Here is a 21,436-nt window from a genome sequence, read left to right as displayed (position 1 = left end):
AGCATTAGTCACCAAATAACAAAGGTATAAAAAAGCACTCGTGAACAGAGTTCAAACGAGTGCTTATTCAAGGACGATTCAGGGTTAGTCGTAAATGGTTGGAATAGGCTGACGTTTATGCTGCGTCGCCTTATAAATACCAATCAACTTGTCCTCAACCGCCTTGCCAACGTCCTTACCCTCAAGGAAATCATCGATTTGCGCATAGGTTAAACCAAGCGCGACTTCATCTTCGAGTAACGGTTTATTGTCTTCTAAATCCGCGGTCGGCGCTTTATAGACTAACGATTCTGGCGCGCCAAGATACGCGGCGAGTTGGCGAACTTGGCGCTTGTTAAGACCAAATAATGGCGCTAAATCGCAGGCACCATCGCCCCATTTAGTGTAAAAACCGGTGATATTTTCGGCGCTGTGATCTGTCCCCACCACTAACCCACCTACGAGTCCAGCGAGTTCGTATTGCGCTATCATCCGCATACGGGCTTTGACGTTACCCTTCACAAAATCAACCTTCGCCACATCGGGCAAAGGCAATCCAGCTTCGACTAACGCGGCAACAGCAGCGCTATGCACACCATCAACGCCTTGATGCACATTCACAGTGACCAACTTAGAGGGCTGAATAAACTGACAGGCTAATTGCGCCTCATGCTCATCTTTTTGGATCTGATAGGGTAATCGCACAGCGATAAACTGGTAACCGCCTTGGCTATTTTCGTGGTTTAGACTGTCCACCGCCAACTGACACAAACGCCCAGCGGTAGAAGAATCCACCCCACCGCTGATCCCTAATACCAATGCCTTGCTGCGCGCTTCTTTTAGTTTGGTTTTAATAAACGCGACCCGACGTTGCACTTCGAACTCTGGCTCTATGGCCGTGAGTACTTTCATTTCTCTTAAGATTTGCGCTTTCACCGAAAATTCCACCTTAAATTATCGCTGTATTTGGACTATCTGAACCCGACTAACGTTAACATTTATTCGCAACTGCCTGTAGTTAAAATTAATGCTTAGTTAATTGATTATTGATAAACGCTATAAAAATAAGGGCAACAACGGTTTGCCGTTATTGCCCTAGCGTAAATCAGTTAGCTTAATACCAATACAGCTATCGACTTATCTTTCCCAGTAGGATTCTTCTAAGCTATCTTCGCGCTCAGGTAAACCACGGGATAAACGCGGGCTATGCTGAGCTAAGACTTCATAGGCGACGCGGTTAGCGTACTTACACACTTGAGAGAACGAGGAATAACACAGGCCATCGCGCTTATGTTTACTTGAGCCTGGCACGTTAGTCTTGTGGAAAGTATTGGCCGCCAGATCGTGCAATAACGCCGATAATGCGCCATCGCCAGCGCCATTAGTGTTACCGATTTTTTCAGGGCCGCCCATGTAAGGTGAAATGTGGGCAAACACTTTGATTGGTGTTTCACAGTCACTTTTAAGCTTTGGACGGGAAAATTCATAACGATTAAATTCAGGGATAGCGCCCGGCAACAAGGTGTGCGTCGTTTCGCGTTTTTCTGAGTCCTCGGTATAACCCGCAGTATAAAGCCCGATTGGACCCGCTGTGGTTAATACCATATCGCACCATTCCAAGGCTTTTTCACTGGCAAGCAGAGGATCCCGTGAACCCGTTAAGGCTTCACCTTCGTCTTCATTCATCGCCAAAATGGTGACATGTTCTTTGATGAAGTTTTGCCACCATTGTGGATCTTCTTCAATCAAGAAACGCGTGCCTAAGGTTAATACCACGGGAACTTCGGCGGCTTTTGCATATTCGATAGCGCACATGGCCGCATCGGTAATACGGTCGCCATCACTGGCGCGCATCAAATACGCGGTCAACACTAAGGCTGAACTGCCCTGCACCACGTCTTTATCGATAAATTCAGGTGTGAGTTTATCCATAGCGCCTTTGCTGATAGCAAATGTTCGCTCGCCGCACTCAGAAATCAGGGTAAAACAGCGACCGATAGGACCATCTACAGGTTGTAGAAAGTTAAGGTCGACTTTAGAAGATGTATTACATAAATAGCGGTAGGCGTAACTGCCCACTTCAATATTCTGACTCATAACCCCAAACAGCACTGAACGGTCATCGGCCAGAATAGAATAGTTGTGCACTGTGTTACCAATAGTGCCACCAGCAAATTCATCACTAATCAAACCATGAATTTTTAACTCTGTGTAGAGTCTGTGGGCCTGTTCATCATTGATCAAGGTAGAATTGCCTTTGGGCAAGCCATAACGGCTCAGCAATTCGTCTTCCACTTTCGCTTCGATATCCACTAAGGTTTGATCAATACCGCTGATATAGGTCGCAAACGGCTGAGGCTGTTGAGTCAGCTGTTCAAGCAGCGGATCTCGGGTTTTAACCGGAAAATAATGTTTAGATTTACGCTGACCGGGAAACTTCATAGTGGCTCTCTTTTCCTGGCATCCATGCTAATTGGCGTCTGCCGAGGCGGTCAAGCCAAGCAGCATCCTAAAAATATTGAGTCTAGGCTAGCGAGACAAAAAAACCACCCCTTAGCCGGAAGGGCGCAGATTCTATCACAAAATCAGTTCGAAGCCAGTGCTCCTATACCCAAGATACCGCTTGTTCTTGGATTAATTGCCGTAATAATTCAATGTGTAACTCATCGTCGTTCAAACAAGGGATAAACCGATAGTCGCTGCCACCCGCATGTAAAAAGGTTTCCTTAGCACCAATGGAGATTTCTTCTAAGGTTTCGAGGCAATCGGTCGCAAACGCAGGGCAAATCACATCGACACTTTTGATCCCTTGCGCAGGTAACTCGGCCAGTAATTTATCGGCGTAGGGCGTTAACCATTCTTCGCGGCCAAAGCGCGATTGGAAGCACACTTGCCATTGCGACTCGCTCAGCTCAAGTTTTTGCGCCAACAGTTTAGCCGTGACAAAACACTGCTCGCGGTATGGATCGCCCTCTTTCACATAACGCAGTGGAATACCGTGAAATGACAAGAGCAACTTGTCGGCCTGCCCATGGGTTTTCCAGTGGCGCGTCACACTGTGTGCCAGAGCAGCAATATAAGCGCTATGGTCAAAATAGTCTTTATTAAAGCGAACCTGCGGCATGTCACGCACGGTTTTAAGATAACGGGCAACGGCATCGAACACACTTGCCACCGTCGAGCAGGAATATTGGGGATACAAAGGCAGCACAATAATACGCTCTGCTCCTTGATCTTTCAGGCGTTCAAATCCCGCATCGATGGAGGGATTGCCGTAACTCATGCCCAGTTCAACCGGAATGGTCTGGTTAAAGGTAGCGCTTAAGTCCACCGCCAGTTTTTGTGCTTGGCGCTCACTTATCACCATCAAGGGCGAACCTTCTGGCGTCCACACGCTTTGGTAAAGTTTGGCGACTTTCGCCGGACGGGTGTTGAGGATAATGCCGTTCAGCAGCGGTTGCCAAATCCACGGCGATAAATCGACGACACGGGGATCACTTAAAAACTGCCTTAAAAAGCGTTTAACGGCCTTAGTACTAGGTTGATCAGGCGTGCCGAGGTTAACCAATAACACACCAAAAGCAGGGGAAGGATTCAACGTTAGGCTCATGGTTAATGAAGTTCACTTGGAGGCTAACATTGCGATACCCATAAAAAAAGCCTGCATCAGCAGGCTTTTTCTTAATATGAGAACTTGTTCTCGTAAATTAACCTTTATTCGGTTATTTCAACACCCTAGCTAACTGCTCACTCACGGCCGCAACCGATTGAGTACCGTCAAACTTGTTGTATTGAGTTTGGCCAGCGGCAGCCACTTTACCGTAGTATTCAACCAGCGGCTTAGTTTGCTCGTGGTAAATCGCAAGACGTTTACGCACTGTGCTTTCTTCGTCATCTGGACGAATAGCTAAATCTTCGCCCGTCACGTCGTCTTTACCTTCCACTTTAGGTGGATTGAAAACCACATGGTAAACACGGCCAGAACCTGGGTGAACACGGCGACCGCTCATGCGCTTAACGATTTCTTCGTCTGGCACATCGATTTCAATCACGTGATCAATGCTAATACCGTTTGCCGCCATCGCATCCGCCTGTGGGATGGTACGTGGGAAACCGTCTAACAAGAAACCTTTAACACAGTCTTCCTGTGCGATACGCTCTTTAACCAGACCGATGATCAGATCATCAGAAACCAGTTGACCAGCATCCATCACTTTCTTCGCTTCCAAACCCAGTGGAGTACCGGCTTTTACCGCGGCACGTAACATATCACCAGTGGAAATTTGTGGGATACCATACTGTTCCATAATGAACTGGGCCTGGGTACCTTTACCGGCACCTGGGGCGCCCAATAGGATAATGCGCATCTCAAGAGTCCTCTTTTCGCATTGATATTCTTCTTAGGTCGGCGATCTTCGCACATCTGGCCGCCATTGAGAAGGGTTTTAGCTTCGACTTTAGCCTCAGAAACCGCAAATAAACTGCGGTTACTAAGCGATTTTTTTCATTAATAGAGCAAAGTATAGAGCTTACGGCGGTATTGATTGGCTATGGGATTACCTTGGCCAAGTGCCGTTAACACTTCCATAAATACTTGTTTTACTGTGCCATTTTCAGCACCTAAATCTTTACTGAGCACACCGAATAATAGTTCTAATGCTTCATCATCGCGGTGGGCAGCATGCAATGCCTTACTCAGCTCGAGTAATAACACTAAATCTGTTGGATTTTGCTCAAACTTTTGCTGCAAATCGCGAATTTCAGGGGTATCCGCCGCATCTAAGGCAAGTGCGAGCTTAGCTTTTAAACTCTGGTAGTAACCATCTTGGTCAGCAAGCCCTACCTTCTCAAGCATGGCTTGTGCTAACACTAATTCGCCCTGCATAAGATACACATCGGCAAGCACTAGACTCACCTCACCCGCTTGATTTGACCCCGCATGCGCGTCTTTAAGCAACACGGCGGCAGTAGCAAGATCCTCTGCACTTACTTGACTCAAGGCGAGTAATGCTTTGGCCTGTGCTAACTGTAACTGCCACATAGGCGGTAAATATTTATCCAGCATAGCCGTGACTTGCGCCGCATCTTGCAGGCCAGCAAAACCATCTACAGGCTGACCTTTATCCAATACTAACGTGGTCGGTAGACTTTGAATGCGAAAGTAATTGGCAATTTCTAATTCGGCTTCACAGTCAACTTTTGCGAGCACGAATCGACCCGCATTTTGCGCGGCAATTTTCTCTAAGGTGTGCAGCATAGCCACACTTTGTTCCTGCGGCTGAGCCCAAAATGCTAACACCACGATCTGTTGCATCGAGGTGTCAACCACTTGCTGAATATTGTCTTTAGTCAGACTGAGGATATTATCCATAGTATTCCCTTAACATTTAAGGCCTCTATCATGGGAGGCCTTATTCTTTTAAAACTAAGCGTTAGAACCAAGTCTTAAAATCGAGTCTTACCGCTAACGGATTGAATGACAGGCTAGGCGCAAACCACTCTTCCTGCACTAGAAACAATATCGGGGCCGTTCAAAGAAGGGCCCCGATAGTCATTTACTTCATGTTAGCCAGTAACATTTGGTTCATCAGCTTGATAAAGGCCGATGGGTCCGCAAGGCTACCTTTTTCAGATAATTGCGCCTGTTGCAGCAGCAGATTTGACCAATCCGCGAAGGCGGCTTCATCTTGAAGATCATTTAAGCGCGATACTAATGGGTGCGCTGGGTTGATCTCAAATGTCGGCTTCACTTCTGGCACAGGTTGACCCGCAGCTTGCATCAGCTTGATCATCTGAGTCGACATTTCGCCTTCACCCGCCACCACACAGGCTGGGGTGTCGGTTAAGCGTGACGTGACTTTCACATCCGCAACGGTTGAGCCTAATGCCGCTTTAATGCGTTCAACTAAAGCTACCGATTCTTGCTCAAGCTTTTCTTGCGCTTCTTTTTCAGATGCATCTTCCAGCTCGCCAAGTTCTAAATCACCACGGGTCACTGAGTGCAGTTGTTTCTCTTTGTACTCAGTTAAGTGGTTGATTAGCCACTCGTCGATACGCTCTGACATCAGTAAGACTTCAATGCCTTTCTTACGTAACAACTCTAAATGTGGGCTGTTAGCGGCGGCTTCATGGCTGTCGGCAACAATGTAATAAATCTTAGTTTGGCCTTCTTTCATGCGGCTGATATAGTCATCAAGTGACACAGTCGGCGCAGCACTGCCCGTGTGGGTAGAGGCAAAACGTAATAAGCCAGCAATACGCTCACGGTTGGCGAAATCTTCCGCAGGCCCTTCTTTCAGCACTTGACCAAATTCAGCCCAGAACTGTTGATATTTTTCCGCATCGTCTTTCGCCAGTTTTTCCAACATGCCAAGCACACGTTTGGTGATACCCGTACGCATCGCTTTGGTCACGTGGTTATCCTGCAGAATTTCGCGGGATACGTTCAGCGGCAGATCGTTTGAGTCAATTAAGCCCTGCACGAAGCGCAGATAAGATGGCATAAATTGCTCAGCGTCATCCATGATGAACACACGTTGCACAAACAGTTTTAGGCCGTGTTTACGGTCGCGATTCCACATATCCCAAGGCGCTTTTGCAGGAATATACAATAGGTTAGTGTATTCTTGCTTACCTTCTACCCGATTATGACTCCACAGTAGTGCGTCGGTGTAATCGTGGGAAATGTGTTTGTAAAACTCTTGATACTCTTCGTCACTGATATCAGCTTTATTGCGCATCCACAAAGCCGTGGCTTTGTTCATGACTTTCCATTGACCTTCGGTCGCAGGAATTTTTTCGCCATCAGGACCATCACGCTCTGGCGAGCCTTCTTGCCACATTTCGACTGGCACAGAGATATGATCTGAGTATTTAGTGATGATCGAACGCAGGCGCCAATCATCGGCAAATTCTTTTTCTTCGTCACGCAGGTGCAGCGTAATTTCAGTACCACGGCTCGCCTTAGTGATGGTTTCAACGGTGAAGTTACCCTCGCCTTCTGATTCCCACAATACGGCTTCATCGGCCTTATGACCGGCAGCACGGGTGCGAACGGTGACTTTTTTCGCCACAATAAAAGCCGAATAGAAACCGACACCAAATTGGCCGATTAGCTGGGAATCCTTTGAGGATTCGCCCGATAGATTCTTAAAGAAATCAGCGGTGCCTGATTTTGCGATTGTGCCTAAATGCTCAATCACACCGTCGCGGGTCATACCCACGCCGTTGTCTTCGATGGTCACAGTGCCTTTTTCTTTATCGGCACTGATACGGACTCGCAGTTCACCGTCGCCTTCATAGAGTGCGTCATTGGTCAACGCCAGATAACGCAGCTTGTCCGCCGCATCCGCAGCGTTGGAGACCAGTTCACGCAAGAAAATTTCTTTGTTGGAATACAAAGAATGGATCATCAAATGCAACAGCTGTTTGACTTCTGTTTGAAAACCATGAGTTTCTTGTTGTGACATGAAATTTTCCTTTATTTGTTACGCAATTTGGTAAAAGTAACGCTTAGTGTTTACTAAATGGGGCTCCAAATTTGCTTTTCAAGGGCAAGGGCTAAAACGAGGTTCGAATGGCGAAAAATAAGGCGCTTGATGAATACCAAGCGCCTATATGTATGCTTCCAACATCAACCTGCACGAGGCGTTAGTCTTGGGCTAATTCTTTTTCTAACTGTTGGGCTATAGCTTCGGGCGATCCGCTGTTGCGGGCAAAGAGTCCATAAGCGGCGGGGATCACGAAGATAGTGAATAAGGTTGCCAGTAAAATCCCAGACAACACCACTACACCAATCACAAAACGAGTTTCAGCACCCGCGCCTACCGCCAATACCAATGGCACGGCGCCAGCGGCAGTGGTGATCCCTGTCATTAAGATAGGTCGTAACCGCTGCGCAGAAGCTTGAATAATGGCCTTATCAAAATCAACGCCTTTATCCCGCAATTGGTTAGCAAACTCGACAATCAAGATGCCATTTTTCGCGGCTAACCCGACCAGCATAATAATGCCTATCTGACTGTAAATATTGAGACTCTGCCCCGTGAGCCACAAACCAATTAAGGCGCCGACGGTAGCCAGCGGCACAGTAAGCATGATCACCACAGGGTGGATATAACTCTCAAACTGCGCCGCGAGCACGAGGAATACAATCCCCAGTGCGAGGATGAATACGAAGTACATAGAGCTACCCGACTCTTGATAATCGAGGGATTGGCCCTTGTAGCTAATCACCGCTTCCGCTGGCAAATAGGTACGCGCCAATTGATTCATATAATCAAGGGCTTCACCCAGACTATAGCCATCTTCTAAACTGGCTTCTATGGTGATCGCGCGCATACGGTTGTAACGGTTCAGCGAACTAGCGTCGGCAAACTCCTCCACAGTCACTAAGTTAGACAGCGGAATAAGCTCCTGACTGCGCTCGGAACGAACATAGATATTTTGCAGATCCGCCGCAGTATTTTGATTATCGCGCTCGCCTTCAACGATCACATCGTATTCTTCACCGTCACGCATAAACGTCGTCACTAAGCGTGAGCCCAGCATGGATTCCAACGTACGGCCAATGTTTGAAATCGACACTCCAAGGCTCGCGGCTCTGTCTCTGTCGATGACGACTCGAAGTTGAGGCTTAGTCTCTTTATAATCGTGATCTAATCCTAATAATTTGGGATTCTGTGCCGCCTTTTGCATCATGATATCGCGCCAGCGGGCAAGCTCTTCGTAGCTAGGTCCACCAATCACAAATTGCACAGGTTTACCTACGCCGCGACCAAAGGCTTGGCGCATTACAGGGAACGCTTGCACCCCGGCGAGATTAGCAAGACGTTTATTAATGTCGACGATAACTTCTTTTACTGGGCGACGTTTACCCCAGTCTTCCAGTACTATGATTGCCATACCGTTAGAGAAATCCGCCGCGCGGCCAAAGCCACGGGGGGCACGAATGAGCAGACGTTTGATATCACCCGTTTCGACCAATGGCATCAAGCGGTTTTCCACTTCATTCATATAGGATTCTATGTATTCGTAACTCGCGCCCTGTGGCCCATTGACCATCAAGAATAACGAACCACGGTCTTCCTGTGGGGCAAATTCTTGCGGTACTTTTTGGACTAAATAGACACTAGACCCTAATGCGACTAACACCAGAATCGACACCAATATCGGGTGGGCCATGGCGGATTTTAAGGACAATTGGTATCGGTTGGACACTTTTGTCATTATGCCGTCGACCTTACGCACCAACCAAGAATCCTGCGAGCTCGGCTTAAGCAACTTAGAGCACATCATGGGCGTGAGTGTGAGCGCCACTAGGCTAGAGAACAGCACGGCCGCACTCATGGTCACGGCAAACTCTTTAAAGAGTTTACCTAAGTCACCTTCAAGGAAAGTGATTGGCATAAAGACCGCGACCAATACGAGTGTGGTCGCGATAACAGCAAAAGCCACTTCACGCGCACCGAGGAAAGCAGCTTTGAGTGGGGAATCTCCTTCTTCGATACGTCTATGGATGTTTTCCAGCATCACAATCGCATCGTCCACCACCATACCGATGGCGAGGATCATTGCCAATAAGGTCAAGAGGTTAATGGTATAACCTAGTGCATACAGCACAATAAAGGTGCCGAGCAGAGACACTGGCACAGTGATCGCGGGGATCAACATAGCGCGCACGCTGCCAAGGAACAGATAAATCACGATAATCACTAAAATCATCGCAGTGAACAGGGTTTGATACACTTCTTTAATCGAGGCTTCGATAAAAACTGAGCTATCGTAGCTGCGTTTAATCGACATGCCCGCTGGCAAGGTCGGGTTGATTTTGTCAACCAGCGCGTTCACTGCGCGCGCCACTTCTAACGTATTGGCGGTTGACTGTTTAGACACGCCTAAACCTATCATTGCCTCTTTGTTGCCACGGAACATAATCCGCTCTTCATCAGAGCCAATTTCCACCCGCGCGACATCGCTCAGTTTGACTAAATAACCGTCTTCCCCTTGGGTGATCACTAAGTTTGCGAAATCTTCGGCAGTGCGATAACCCCGCTCCAGTCGCACTGTAAAGTGCCGCTCCTTCGACTCTATCGAACCTGCAGGTAACTCGACGTTCTCAGCTCTGAGCGCGGCCTCAACATCGGCAACCGTTAAACTGCGAGAGGCCAAGGCTTGTCTGTCAAGCCAAACGCGCATGGCGTAAACCTTACCGCCACCAATACGCATCCGCGCCACACCATCGACCACCGAAAAGCGGTCCGACAAATAACGGTTGGTGTAATCGGTCAATTCTAGGGTCGTCATTTGATCCGACACGAGATTGAGCCACATGATCACTTCATCACTGCCATTGGCCTTTTGTACTTCTGGGGGATCAGCTTCATCGGGTAAATTGTCGAGTAAACCTGAGATCCTGTCGCGCACATCGTTAGCTGCATCTTCAATATTACGACTAATATCAAACTCTAAGGTAACCGATGAGCGGCCATCACTGCTCGATGAACTCACGTGACGAATGCCTTCGACGCCACTGATCCTGTCTTCAATCAATTGGGTAATGCGGCTTTCCACCACGGCAGCACTGGCACCGCGGTAATTCGTGTCGATAGATACCACTGGCGGATCTATGTTTGGGTATTCGCGCAGGGGCAATTTATCAAAGGAGACAAGCCCGAAAGCGACCAGCAGCAAGCTGATCACTGAGGCAAATACGGGACGTTTGACCGAGAGATCAGTAAGGATCATACACTTGGCTCCGCGTTCGTATCGGCAAGATAACTAAACTTTTCCGCGAACTCAGTTTGCACTTTATCCCCAGGATGAACTTTCAGTAAGCCGCGGATCACCACGTTTTCGCCCAAGGCTAAACCGTCTAAGATCTCCACCCAGCCACGAGTGCGAATACCAATAGTGACTTGTTTACGTTCAATCACCTTGTCAGCATTGACGCTGTAAACATAATGGCTGTTTTGGATCGGGATAATGGCAGATTCAGGCAACATCAAGGCCTCGCGGCTACGCTTGATGAGTTTAACCTTCATCAACATGCCCGGTAATAAACGCAGCTCAGGATTGGGGATTTCGGCGCGAACGATCACTGTGCGCGTGGTTGGATTCACGCGGCTATCAATCGATGTCACCACACCTTTGAAAGTCACATCAGGGAAAGCGACCGCTTTGGCTTCAACCTTTTTACCTGGCTCTAAATCTTGAATAAAGCGCTCTGGCACTGAAAAATCGAGCTTAATGGTAGAAATATCATCCAATGTCGTAATCACAGTGCCGGGCGACACTAAGCTGCCCACACTGATTTGACGTAAACCTAAACGGCCATTAAAAGGCGCCAGAATACTGCGATCATTGAGTGATGATTGTGCCTGTTCGAGCTCGGCACGGGTGGTATCAATAAGGGTTTGTAATCTGTCGCGTTCTAACTCGGCCACAGTGCGGCTAGTCACCAACGAACTGATCCGAGCTAATTCACGTTGATTATCACTGACTTTGACTTGCGCGGCTTTAACCTTAGCGATCTGCTCAGCATTTTGCAGTTGGACTAATAACTCGCCCTTTTTAACGATATCGCCGTCGTCAAATTTAAGCGCTATCACCATGTCGGTAACTTTAGGCGTTATCGTTACAGATTCTGTGGCTTTATTGCTACCAATAGCTTCAACTTCATCGCGAATGGGCGCCATAGCGGCAGTGGCAATCACCACATTAGGTATGAGTTTAATCTGGGCTGCAGCAATCTCTTGCGGTTGCATGGCTTGGTATCCAAACCATGCCGCGGCCAATATGGCGATTATTAGAATAATTTTTTTCATCGGGCTTCCAAGGATGACTCGCATTAATGACGGCTAGTTTACTCACTCACATCATCGCATCAATACGTTTTACTTTTTCTTACAAATTACGCTGATAGCGCAAAATATGTATGATTAAGTGTCTTTGGCGATATCAATGGTTGAGTTGCCAGAATGCAGTACGATAACAAGGTTGTTAAGTGATTAATTTTACTTATTGCCACTAAATCAACATTTATCACTAAAACCATTTGAAAAAAATTGGTATATAGATAATTAAATCCTGAAACACAGATCGTCTAGATAATCGACAACCCCCTGCTTAAAACTCAAATCGCAGCCAATAAAAAAGGGCGATAATTCGCCCTTTTCTAGCCAACTGCTGAAATTAACGTATTTGACGTTCTTCTTTCATCAGGTTTGACAGTGACTGGTACACATTGCTAACCACTTCATCGCTTAATGGCTGATCTTCGTTATCGCGAAGGAAGATTTTCGTTTCTTCTGGAGTATCACCATCTTCAAGCAGTAAACGGTAGCTACCTTCTTTCAGTGCTAACTTATCTTCGCCCCACAATGAACTCCAGAAACCAGAGTTATCGTCAAACTTGATAAAGTACAATCCTTTAGCACTATCCATATCGGCAATTTCAAAGCCCATTTCTGGTAGCACTATGCGTAGACGATCCCACACTTGCTTGTAAGAGGCTTTAGCAGACCAGTAAGCTTTACCTTCTTCAGGCGTCACGAGATCAACATTAATACCTAAGGTTTGCTTCAAACGATTCGATTGGATCGCTTGGTCGCGCTTAACGCTGATATACGCAATGGCGCTGTTCAGCATATCAATAGTGTATCTTTGCTTATCTTCACCGCTTAATAAAACTTGTTGCGCTTTATCGTCGTAGAACTCTTCGTGTTCAACTAAGTGAATAACGATATTTGCAGTACGACCATGTGGACGCGTTTCCACGTCAAAACGATAGCGTTGGCGCAACAGATAAACTTTATCCGAGCCCCACATGCTCGATTCAATCACTTCACGGCTTTCAATCCAATCGGTTTCTATGTTGCCTTTGTCAAAATCACGGCTACGAACAGCAATACCTTTTTGAGCAAAGAAACCATCTAAATTTGTGAAGATTTCTTGTTTCAAATCCACAGCATTGTCGATGGATTCAACCACGATTTTAATGTTGTCACTGCCCTCTTCCACATGAGTACCTTCCGCCATTGGCAGTACTTGCAGTGGCGGACGGATATCTAAGTTTTTGCCATACAGCGAAGCATTCACTTTAGAACCCAGTGCTGGTACATCGAATTCTTTATTGTAGGGTGGCGTTTTTAATCCCGCGGGGATCTTAAGCAAAGGCGCTTGCTCGGCCTGAACATAGTCGTCGTTACCGTTCGCTTGGCGGCGATCAAGTGGCGAACTACAGGCTGCAACCGCAGCAACTAAGATCAGTGGAGTGACTTTCTTTAACATTAATTATTTAACCTCTATCTGGGCACGAGTCATTGCTTCTATCAACAGACCATGACATTGCTCAGAAAGTTCAGTCAAAGGTAAACGAATATGGCCACATTTAATCAAACCCATACGATGGGCAGCCCATTTTACTGGGATAGGGTTGGCTTCACAAAACAGTGTGCTATACAAACCGCGCAGCGGGGTATCTATGCTCTGAGCCAACTCGGCATTGCCAGCGAGCGCCACATCACACATAGCTTTAAAAGCCTTTGGTACTATGTTGTTAGCCACAGAAATTACGCCATTTCCACCTAAGAGTAAAAACTCTCTGGCTGTGGCATCATCACCGCTATACAAGAGGAAATCGTCGCCGCACAGTTCGCGCAGACGTTTTACACGGGATAAGTCTCCGGTCGCCTCTTTTACACCAATAATGTTGCTCACGCTAACAAGCTCGGCAACAGTTTCTGGCAGCATATCAACGGCAGTTCGGCCTGGAACATTATAAAGAATTTGTGGAATATCTGTGCTAGCGGCCACGGCTTTATAATGCGCAATCAATCCCTTAGGCGTTGGCTTATTATAATATGGCGTTACACCAAGCATAGCGGCAACACCCACCTTAGATAAGGACTTGGTGAGCTCAACGGCTTCAGATGTGGCATTGGCGCCATTGCCACCAATGACAGGAACACGTCCCGCAGCAAATTTAACGGTTTGTGAAACGACCGCTACATGCTCAGGCATAGGCAGAGTCGCTGACTCGCCAGTAGTACCAACGGCCACAATGGCATCTGTGCCTTGGTCAATATGGAATTCGACTAACCTTTCAAGACTTGCAAAATCTACTGAGCCATCACTGTTCATTGGCGTGATTAAGGCTACGATGCTTCCGTTTATCATCTGACTTTCCCCAAGATTTCAGGATTCGCTATGGTACTGATGCCAACCACTAATGACAAGCATTAACGGGGCTCTCAAATTGAATTAGTTATGGTAGGATTACATCCCGCACAAAAACTCAGCTTTAACCCTGAGTTTTCGCTCTATGATATCGAAAAAGTGAGGAAAATTCATGACCAATTTCCTGGTCGTAACAGCGATGGGTCTCGACCGTCCTGGACTTGTAAGTAAACTAGCTCGACTTGCCAGTGACTGTGACTGCGATATCGTCGACAGCCGTATGGCATTATTTGGTAACGAATTTACCCTGATCATGATGTTGTCTGGCTCGTGGGCATCAATAACGAAAATTGAAAGTATGTTCCCCAGTCTCAGCGTTGAGTTAGAACTGCTGACGGTGATGAAACGCACCTCTAAACACACACCACAAAACTACCTTTCTCGCCTCGAAGTACGCTTCACGGGTAAAGACCAACGCGGCACCATTAAACGCATTACCCAGTTCCTTGCTGACAGGTCATTAGATCTTGCCGCAGTACGTTCATTTTCTGAGGAACTCCCCGGTGGTGAACAAACGCAAAATGTGTCGCTAACCATTAATATTCCTGAAAAAGTTGAACTAGAAAAGCTCGAACAGAGTATCTATCAGCTCGCCCAAGATATGACCTTAGATTGTACTATTCGTCGTATGGAAGGCACTGCCATCTTAGAGGACAGAGGATAATAGATGAATACCTTAACGGCTGGGGCAAAAGCGCCTCACTTTACACTGCAAGATCAACATGGTAACTCAGTATCGCTGGCAGACAGCCTTAAGCAAGGCCCTGTTTTAGTGTATTTTTACCCGAAAGCATCAACGCCGGGTTGCACAGTTCAAGCCTGCGGTCTACGTGACAGCAAAGCCGAGCTCGATAGTCATAATGTCACTGTATTTGGCATTAGCCCAGATCCTGTGGCTAAACTGGCTAAATTTGCAGAAAAACAAGCACTCAACTTCACTTTGCTGAGCGATGAAGACCACAGTGTCGCCGACGCTTTTGGGGTCTGGGGTGAGAAAAAATTCATGGGAAAAACCTATGATGGCATTCATAGATTAAGCTTCCTTATCAATACCGACGGCACCATCGCCCACGTATTCGATAAGTTTAAAACCAAAGATCACCATGAAGTCGTACTCGCGCAAATCGCGGGTTAATGACAGATATGACGACGAATACAAGACTTCAAGCCGCTGCTTTAATCGGCACAAAAGTGTAAACGTCATGAGTTGAACTTGGCAGCCTGAATAAATAATCGGCAATCGATAACGAAAAGGTCCTGAAATCAGGACCTTTTTCATGAAAAATTTTCACTTTCATATCACAAGATGCAGTCAAACCGAGCAAAAAATCCGCAAAAGCATTCAGCTATGCCCGTATTCTATGGCATCACAACGTCGGTTTATCCTGCCACATAGGGCCAAATAATCGCAGCGGCAATGCTCCACATGGTTAACCAAATAAAACGGTCAAGGTAACGCCATGCCGCTGGGCGAGTAAAAATGGGCGCTAACAAACGCGCACCAAAACTTAAACCAAAAAACCAAATAAATGATGCCAGTACGGCACCCGCGCCAAACCAAGGCCGATCGAAATCATCAAATTGAGTGCTAATGCTGCCGAGCAACACCACAGTATCAAGATACAAATGCGGATTAAGTAAACTGATCCCAAGCGTCGTCAGTACGGCTTTCTTAAATGTGTCCGCATTATCGGCCTGATCCATCTCAATGCCCTTAGCCACAAACGACGCCTTTAGCGCATTCGCACCATACCAAAGTAGAAACGCGGCGCCACCGAAACTCGCCACATGCTTAATAGTGGGAAACGACTCAATAATATGTCCTAGCCCCGCGACACCCGCAGTGATCATCAGCGCATCAATGATAGAGCAGAGCAAGGCTATCGGTAATGTGTACGAGCGCTTAATGCCTTGCTTGAGCACAAAGGCATTTTGCGCGCCCACAGCAATAATCAAACTGCCACCAATTCCCATACCTTGTATAAATGCCGCTTGCATAACCACCTCTCATGTTCAAAGAAGGCGCTAGCATAGTCAAAACAACAAAATTAATATAACTAATGTTTTTTATGTATCATAAGTAAAATTAATAACCGTCCAAACACACTCATTTGAGGATGACTATGCTGGAATACGCGAATCTCAAAGCGCTCGCCGTTGTGGTCTCGGAAGGCGGCTTCGACCGCGCCGCCAAAGTGCTGCACATCACCCAGTCGGCGGTATCACAGCGCATTCGACAACTTGAAGAAAAAGTTGGTCAGTCACTGCTTATTCGCTCCAATCCTGTGGTCGCAACGCCCACAGGTAAGCGCCTGTTGCGCCACTATTCACAGGTACAATTACTCGAAAGTGAATTAAGAGCTGAGATGGACGCCGACGATCCCAACCATCCAACCACAGTGCGCATCGCTGTGAATGCCGACAGTTTAGCCACTTGGTTTTTACCTGCGCTGGCAGGCATGTTCAGTCGCCATGCTTGGTTATTAGAATTGATCGTCGATGACGAGTCTTACACCCATCATCTATTGAAAAATGGTGAAGCGGTCGGATGTGTCACCACAACCGAAGTGCCGATGGCTGGTTGCAGCAGTGAGTTTTTAGGCACCATGGAATATTTGTGTGTGGCCACGCCCGAATTTGCCGCGCGCCATTTTGGTGAGCCGAGCGACACTCAGTCACTTAGCAACACTCAGCTGTTTAACGGCATTAGCCAAGCCCAGTTAGCGAAGGCGCCAGCAGTGGTGTTCTCCACCAAAGATAAGCTGCACGAGAAGTTTCTCGCCCAATATTTCAATATGACGCCAGGGCAATGGTGGCAACATACTATCCCCTCTTCAGAAAGTTTTTTAGAAGCGATTAACTTAAGCTTAGGTTATGGACTCGTCGGTCATCTGCAAGCGAAGCCATTAATCGATAAAGGGATACTGATTGAGATCACCCCAGAACGGCGCATGCGCGTGCCGCTGTTTTGGCAGCATTGGAATATCAAAGCAAAACAAACGACACTGGTTTACCGTGCCCTTGCGGCAACCGCGCAGCATAATTTGCTGCAGGCATAAAAAATCGGGCTCAAACCAAAGTTTGAGCCCGATGTTAAAAGCCTTCAATCTAATATCAAGTGAGTCTTAAAGACTCAGATTTAACATTTAAGAGTTAACTCACTCTTTATTAGCTCGCTCTTAACGCAGCAATACGTTTCTCTAATGGAGGATGACTCATCATCATTTCCGCCATTGAACGTTTGCCGTTAATACCGAAGGCTGACATTTGTGCAGGCATTGCCGTACTTTCAGGGCCTTGGCGTAAACGCTCAAGCGCAGCAATCATCTTACCTTTACCCGCTAAACGTGCCGCACCTTCATCGGCTTTGTACTCACGAATACGTGAGAAGTAAGCGACGATAATTGAAGCCAAGATACCGAATAGCATATCCAGTACGAAAACAACGGCCATGTAAGCAAACATACCTAAACCTTCGCCTTCTTCATCATTACTCGACACGAAGTTGTTGATAATACCAGCAACCACACGGGCCGCGAAGATCACGAACGTGTTCACCACACCTTGAATAAGTGTCAAGGTCACCATGTCACCGTTAGCAACGTGGCTCACTTCGTGGGCTAATACGCCTTCAATTTCATCTTGGCTCATGCCATATAACAGACCCGTACTGACAGCCACTAATGAATTGTCTTTACTTGGACCAGTAGCGAACGCATTCATGTCAGGCGATTGATAAATCGCCACTTCTGGCATTTTAATCCCCGCTTGCTTAGCTTGACGGGCAACCGTCTCCACTAACCAACGTTCGGTACTGTCACGTGGGGTAGTGATGACTTCACAACCCATGGTCTTTTTCGCCATCCATTTTGAAATGGCTAAGCTGATAAAGGCCCCACCGAATCCAAAAATGGCAGCGAACACCAGCAGTCCACCCATAGTAGACGTGTTCACGCCTAGAATAGACATTACAATTGAGGCTACTAGCAACACAGCTAGGTTAGTCGCAATCAATAGAAATATACGCTTCATTTCAGCTCCTTTAGGGCAAGAATAGGCCATTTAACTTTGTTCAAAGACATAATATGTCCAAATCATCGAAATTCAAGTGGTAAAAGAAAAGAGTTTTTAAAATAGGTTATCTTTCTCGTATATAGACACTGCCTTTCATGGCCGAGAGTCTAGGGACAGTATATTAATCGAAACTTAAACTTATGCCCAAGCAACCTCAAGATACGAGTTTCATCGCGTTCTGAGAGCTTTAATTCAAGGCGTATCAATCACTGACTTTTGCATTGATGCCACACAGAAGTAGAATGCCCCGAACGCTCCATCTTGGTGGGGATCACTATCTTGAAAAACACCGCCGCTAGCCGTGCTATGGCGCAATTCTGCTTTAACTCTCTATGTTTATCGGAATTAATCTTTGTTAACATACCAATACACTCCGAGATTTCAGGATACAAAATGACAATCAACGCCCTACTACTGAGCAGCTCTCGTGTCGGTGATACGCCTTATCTTGCCCACGCGATCCCTTTTATTAAACCGCTCACCGTCAACGCACAAAAATGGATTTTTATCCCCTATGCAGGGGTTAGCATGAGTTATGACACTTATTTAGCGTCTGTCGTGACTGGGCTAGCTGAGCTTGAACTCGATATCAGTGGTATTCATCAGCATCCAGACCCTAAACAAGCAATAAAAGATGCCGATGGAATTTTAATCGGTGGGGGTAACACCTTTCACCTGTTACACCAACTATATCGTTATGATCTGGTCGCGCTTATTCGTGAGCAAGTCGCCCTTGGTAAACCTTATATCGGCTGGAGCGCGGGTTCAAACGTATCGGGACTGAGTATTCGCACCACTAATGATATGCCGATCATCGAACCGCCTTCGTTCAACGCATTAAACTTAGTGCCGTTCCAGCTCAATCCACACTATTCCAATTACCAAGCACCGGGCCACAATGGTGAAACCCGTGCCCAACGGTTATTAGAATTCACTAAAGTCGACCCATTAACCCCAGTGATCGGCATAGTTGAAGGCTCAGCTTTGTGGCGACAAGGAGACACACTATCACTCTTAGGTGACAAACCTGCGTATTTATTCTGTGGTGAGCAGCAAGAGATCCCAATCCCTGTGGGCAGTGACCTATCGCACTTACTCAAGTCCTAATATCCACGTTAGCATACCTAAATGGGCTCACAGTTAACACCGTGAGCCTGAATCACTCATTAGCAATAATTAAGATTAACCATTTGATATTGTAAGTTTTTAATTAACACTCTCGATTCAACTGCACCAATTTTGTGTAAAAACGCCACTGAATTCAATGAGAACAGTGTTAACTCAGCCAAGACAGTTTTTACTGCAGTACCAATTGCGATTACTTATCGTAAAATCACACCGCAAAGTATTGAGAACGGCACCTAAAATAGCGCCAAGCATAATTTATGTTACAAATCTCTAGCTACGCAGGTAAAATTATCCCTTACCTCAGCTACTCGAATCCCACGACTGAGGATTTTATAGCAGACAAGTTATTAATATTTAGGGATTAGATAGACTGAAGCATATATTGTGCCTATGAATCAGCGTCATTTTAGTAAGGAGTTTCCATTTTGCGAATGAATCTTATGATGAATTACCCTACCGGTTATCCGGCATTACTCAAAAAACTACCTTTTGTCATCTTGACCGCCATCGTCTATGTCGTCGGCATAAACAACGTCAATGCCGCAGCGGCAGAGACAACACCAACGCCAGCACCAGAGAAGAAATCCAAAAAATTCTCCCAAGACACAGTTATTGAACTCGCTCAACAACTGTCGCAAAAACCATTTAAAGAAGCGAAAAAAGCACCTAAAGAACTGGTTGATCTCGATTTCGCGACCTATGGCAAAATCAATTACCAAGAAAATGCCGCGATTTGGGGCGGAACACCGACCAAATTTTCGGTACAACTTTTTGCTCCAGGCTTTCTCTATAAAAACCTTGTCGATATCGACGTGGTCGAAAACAGCAAAGCTATTCCAATTGAGCTAACAGAAGCTTCATTCGATGTCCCTAACGACACCATTGAAAAACTCATCACCCAAGTGGGCCAATATGCGGGTGTGCGTTTACATTACCCTATCAATGATGATGAAATAAAAGATGAATTCATCATGTTTCAAGGTGCGAGCTATTTTCGCGTGCTCTCTAAAGGGCAAACCTATGGCTTATCTAATCGTGGTTTAGCGATTGATGTCGCCCAGCCAAAAGGTGAAGAATATCCCCTGTTTAAGCGTTTCTGGGTTGAGCGCCCATCTAAATATCAGACGGCAATCGTGGTTCATGCTCTGCTAGATAGCCAAAGTGTCACTGGCGCCTATCGTTTTGGTATTTATCCCGGTTCACCATCACGTGTCGAAGTGGATGTAACCTTATTCCCACGCAAAGATATCCAGCATGTGGGTCTTGCACCGCTGACCTCTATGTTCCTCTTTGGCGGACTCGATAACTCAGATAAACCCGATTACCGCCCACAAGTACATAACTCCGATGGCCTACAAATCGATCGCGGTAATGGCGAACGCCTATGGCGCCCATTAAATAATCCTAACAAACTGCAGATCAGTGCTTTTGGCGATGAAGATATAAAAGGGTTTGGTCTTATCCAGCGCCATCGTAAATTTGAAGACTATCAAGATCTGAGTGCAAACTATCAACTTCGACCTTCTGCATGGATTGAACCCCTCAATGATTGGGGAAAAGGCCAACTAGTGTTGCTTGAAATTCCCTCTAATGCTGAAACCAACGACAACATAGTTGCCTATTGGGAGCCGCAAGGCGGACTGAAAAAGGATCTGCCCTATAAATATTCCTATCGCATAACAGCCTCAAACGACAGCCCTTCTACGGCGTCAAAAGCACGTGTTGTCCGCAGTACTAAGGGGCAAGTCTTAGCAAAAGGCAAAGAATTACTTATCGATTTCAGTAACATCAAGCCGCAAGATATTGATAAAATTATCATCGATGCCAGCATCAGCAAAGGTAAAATCCTGTCGTCTCGGATTGTCACCCACCCGGACATCAATGGCGCTCGAGTATTTATCAGCTTCGAACCAGAAAGTACCAATGTAGCCGAACTGAGAATACAGCTTAAGAAAGACGATAAACCACTTGCAGCGACTTGGCTGTACCGCTGGAATAGCGATGATTGGCAATAAGC

At 46.5% G+C, this 21,436-nt stretch carries 17 protein-coding genes; 5 read left to right on the top strand and 12 right to left on the bottom strand.

The features are described 5' to 3' along the window. Positions 1-84: 84 nt before the first annotated feature. From nadE to dapA, 10 genes are all read right to left on the bottom strand, one after another. Positions 85-915 carry an NAD(+) synthase gene (gene nadE, locus RA178_RS09275; RefSeq protein ID WP_306685192.1) on the bottom strand — a complete coding sequence of 277 codons (831 nt, stop codon included), beginning with the start codon at positions 913-915 and terminating at the stop codon, positions 85-87. 201 nt (positions 916-1,116) lie between these two features. Next, complete coding sequence (locus RA178_RS09270; RefSeq protein WP_028759658.1) at positions 1,117-2,421, bottom strand: inosine/guanosine kinase; 1,305 nt, start codon at positions 2,419-2,421, stop codon at positions 1,117-1,119. A gap of 163 nt (positions 2,422-2,584) precedes the next feature. After that, positions 2,585-3,589 (bottom strand): ferrochelatase, encoded by a 1,005-nt coding sequence (hemH, locus tag RA178_RS09265; protein WP_306685191.1) that lies wholly within the window; start codon positions 3,587-3,589, stop codon positions 2,585-2,587. A 112-nt stretch (positions 3,590-3,701) separates the two neighbouring features. Then, a complete protein-coding gene (gene adk, locus RA178_RS09260) occupies positions 3,702-4,346 on the bottom strand; it encodes an adenylate kinase (protein ID WP_028759655.1) in 645 nt (214 codons plus the stop codon). Between the two features lie 140 nt (positions 4,347-4,486). Continuing rightward, positions 4,487-5,350, bottom strand: coding sequence for a co-chaperone YbbN (locus RA178_RS09255; protein WP_306685190.1), 864 nt, complete (start codon positions 5,348-5,350; stop codon positions 4,487-4,489). A gap of 184 nt (positions 5,351-5,534) precedes the next feature. Next, the gene (gene htpG / locus RA178_RS09250) at positions 5,535-7,448 is read right to left on the bottom strand and encodes a molecular chaperone HtpG (RefSeq protein WP_306685189.1); all 1,914 of its coding nucleotides are present in this window, start codon (positions 7,446-7,448) and stop codon (positions 5,535-5,537) included. Between the two features lie 181 nt (positions 7,449-7,629). Further along, a complete protein-coding gene (locus RA178_RS09245; RefSeq protein WP_131523289.1) occupies positions 7,630-10,725 on the bottom strand; it encodes an efflux RND transporter permease subunit in 3,096 nt (1,031 codons plus the stop codon). Beyond that, positions 10,722-11,804, bottom strand: coding sequence for an efflux RND transporter periplasmic adaptor subunit (locus RA178_RS09240; RefSeq protein ID WP_173244299.1), 1,083 nt, complete (start codon positions 11,802-11,804; stop codon positions 10,722-10,724). The genes RA178_RS09245 and RA178_RS09240 overlap by 4 nt, the downstream gene beginning before the upstream one ends. Positions 11,805-12,171: 367 nt before the next feature. Then, the gene (bamC, locus tag RA178_RS09235; protein WP_219235331.1) at positions 12,172-13,269 is read right to left on the bottom strand and encodes an NlpB/DapX family lipoprotein; all 1,098 of its coding nucleotides are present in this window, start codon (positions 13,267-13,269) and stop codon (positions 12,172-12,174) included. Between the two features lie 3 nt (positions 13,270-13,272). After that, complete coding sequence (dapA, locus tag RA178_RS09230) at positions 13,273-14,157, bottom strand: 4-hydroxy-tetrahydrodipicolinate synthase (RefSeq protein ID WP_306685188.1); 885 nt, start codon at positions 14,155-14,157, stop codon at positions 13,273-13,275. A 172-nt stretch (positions 14,158-14,329) separates the two neighbouring features. On the opposite strand from dapA, the gene RA178_RS09225 reads away from it, so the two are divergent. Then, complete coding sequence (locus RA178_RS09225) at positions 14,330-14,881, top strand: glycine cleavage system transcriptional repressor (protein ID WP_028759648.1); 552 nt, start codon at positions 14,330-14,332, stop codon at positions 14,879-14,881. A 3-nt stretch (positions 14,882-14,884) separates the two neighbouring features. After that, positions 14,885-15,352 carry a thioredoxin-dependent thiol peroxidase gene (bcp, locus tag RA178_RS09220; protein WP_113940881.1) on the top strand — a complete coding sequence of 156 codons (468 nt, stop codon included), beginning with the start codon at positions 14,885-14,887 and terminating at the stop codon, positions 15,350-15,352. Between the two features lie 245 nt (positions 15,353-15,597). On the opposite strand, the gene RA178_RS09215 is transcribed toward bcp, so the two are convergent. After that, positions 15,598-16,215 carry a LysE/ArgO family amino acid transporter gene (locus RA178_RS09215; protein ID WP_113940882.1) on the bottom strand — a complete coding sequence of 206 codons (618 nt, stop codon included), beginning with the start codon at positions 16,213-16,215 and terminating at the stop codon, positions 15,598-15,600. A 125-nt stretch (positions 16,216-16,340) separates the two neighbouring features. On the opposite strand from RA178_RS09215, the gene RA178_RS09210 reads away from it, so the two are divergent. Beyond that, a complete protein-coding gene (locus RA178_RS09210; RefSeq protein ID WP_263265453.1) occupies positions 16,341-17,276 on the top strand; it encodes a LysR family transcriptional regulator ArgP in 936 nt (311 codons plus the stop codon). Between the two features lie 109 nt (positions 17,277-17,385). Here the strand turns inward: RA178_RS09210 and htpX are convergent, their stop codons facing one another. Continuing rightward, positions 17,386-18,249 (bottom strand): protease HtpX, encoded by an 864-nt coding sequence (htpX, locus tag RA178_RS09205; protein ID WP_006082065.1) that lies wholly within the window; start codon positions 18,247-18,249, stop codon positions 17,386-17,388. Positions 18,250-18,684: 435 nt separating this feature from the next. Between htpX and pepE the strand changes: the two genes are divergently transcribed. Together pepE and RA178_RS09195 are read left to right on the top strand one after the other, a co-directional pair. Further along, on the top strand, positions 18,685-19,398 hold the full coding sequence (gene pepE, locus RA178_RS09200; RefSeq protein ID WP_263265454.1) for a dipeptidase PepE: 714 nt from the start codon (positions 18,685-18,687) through the stop codon (positions 19,396-19,398). A gap of 452 nt (positions 19,399-19,850) precedes the next feature. Continuing rightward, positions 19,851-21,434 (top strand): glucan biosynthesis protein G, encoded by a 1,584-nt coding sequence (locus RA178_RS09195; protein WP_306685404.1) that lies wholly within the window; start codon positions 19,851-19,853, stop codon positions 21,432-21,434. Positions 21,435-21,436 lie beyond the last annotated feature (2 nt).

This window comes from Shewanella oncorhynchi, assembly GCF_030848765.1.
GTDB classification, from domain to species: Bacteria; Pseudomonadota; Gammaproteobacteria; order Enterobacterales; family Shewanellaceae; genus Shewanella; species Shewanella oncorhynchi.
This window is presented reverse-complemented; position numbering and strand designations above follow the sequence as displayed.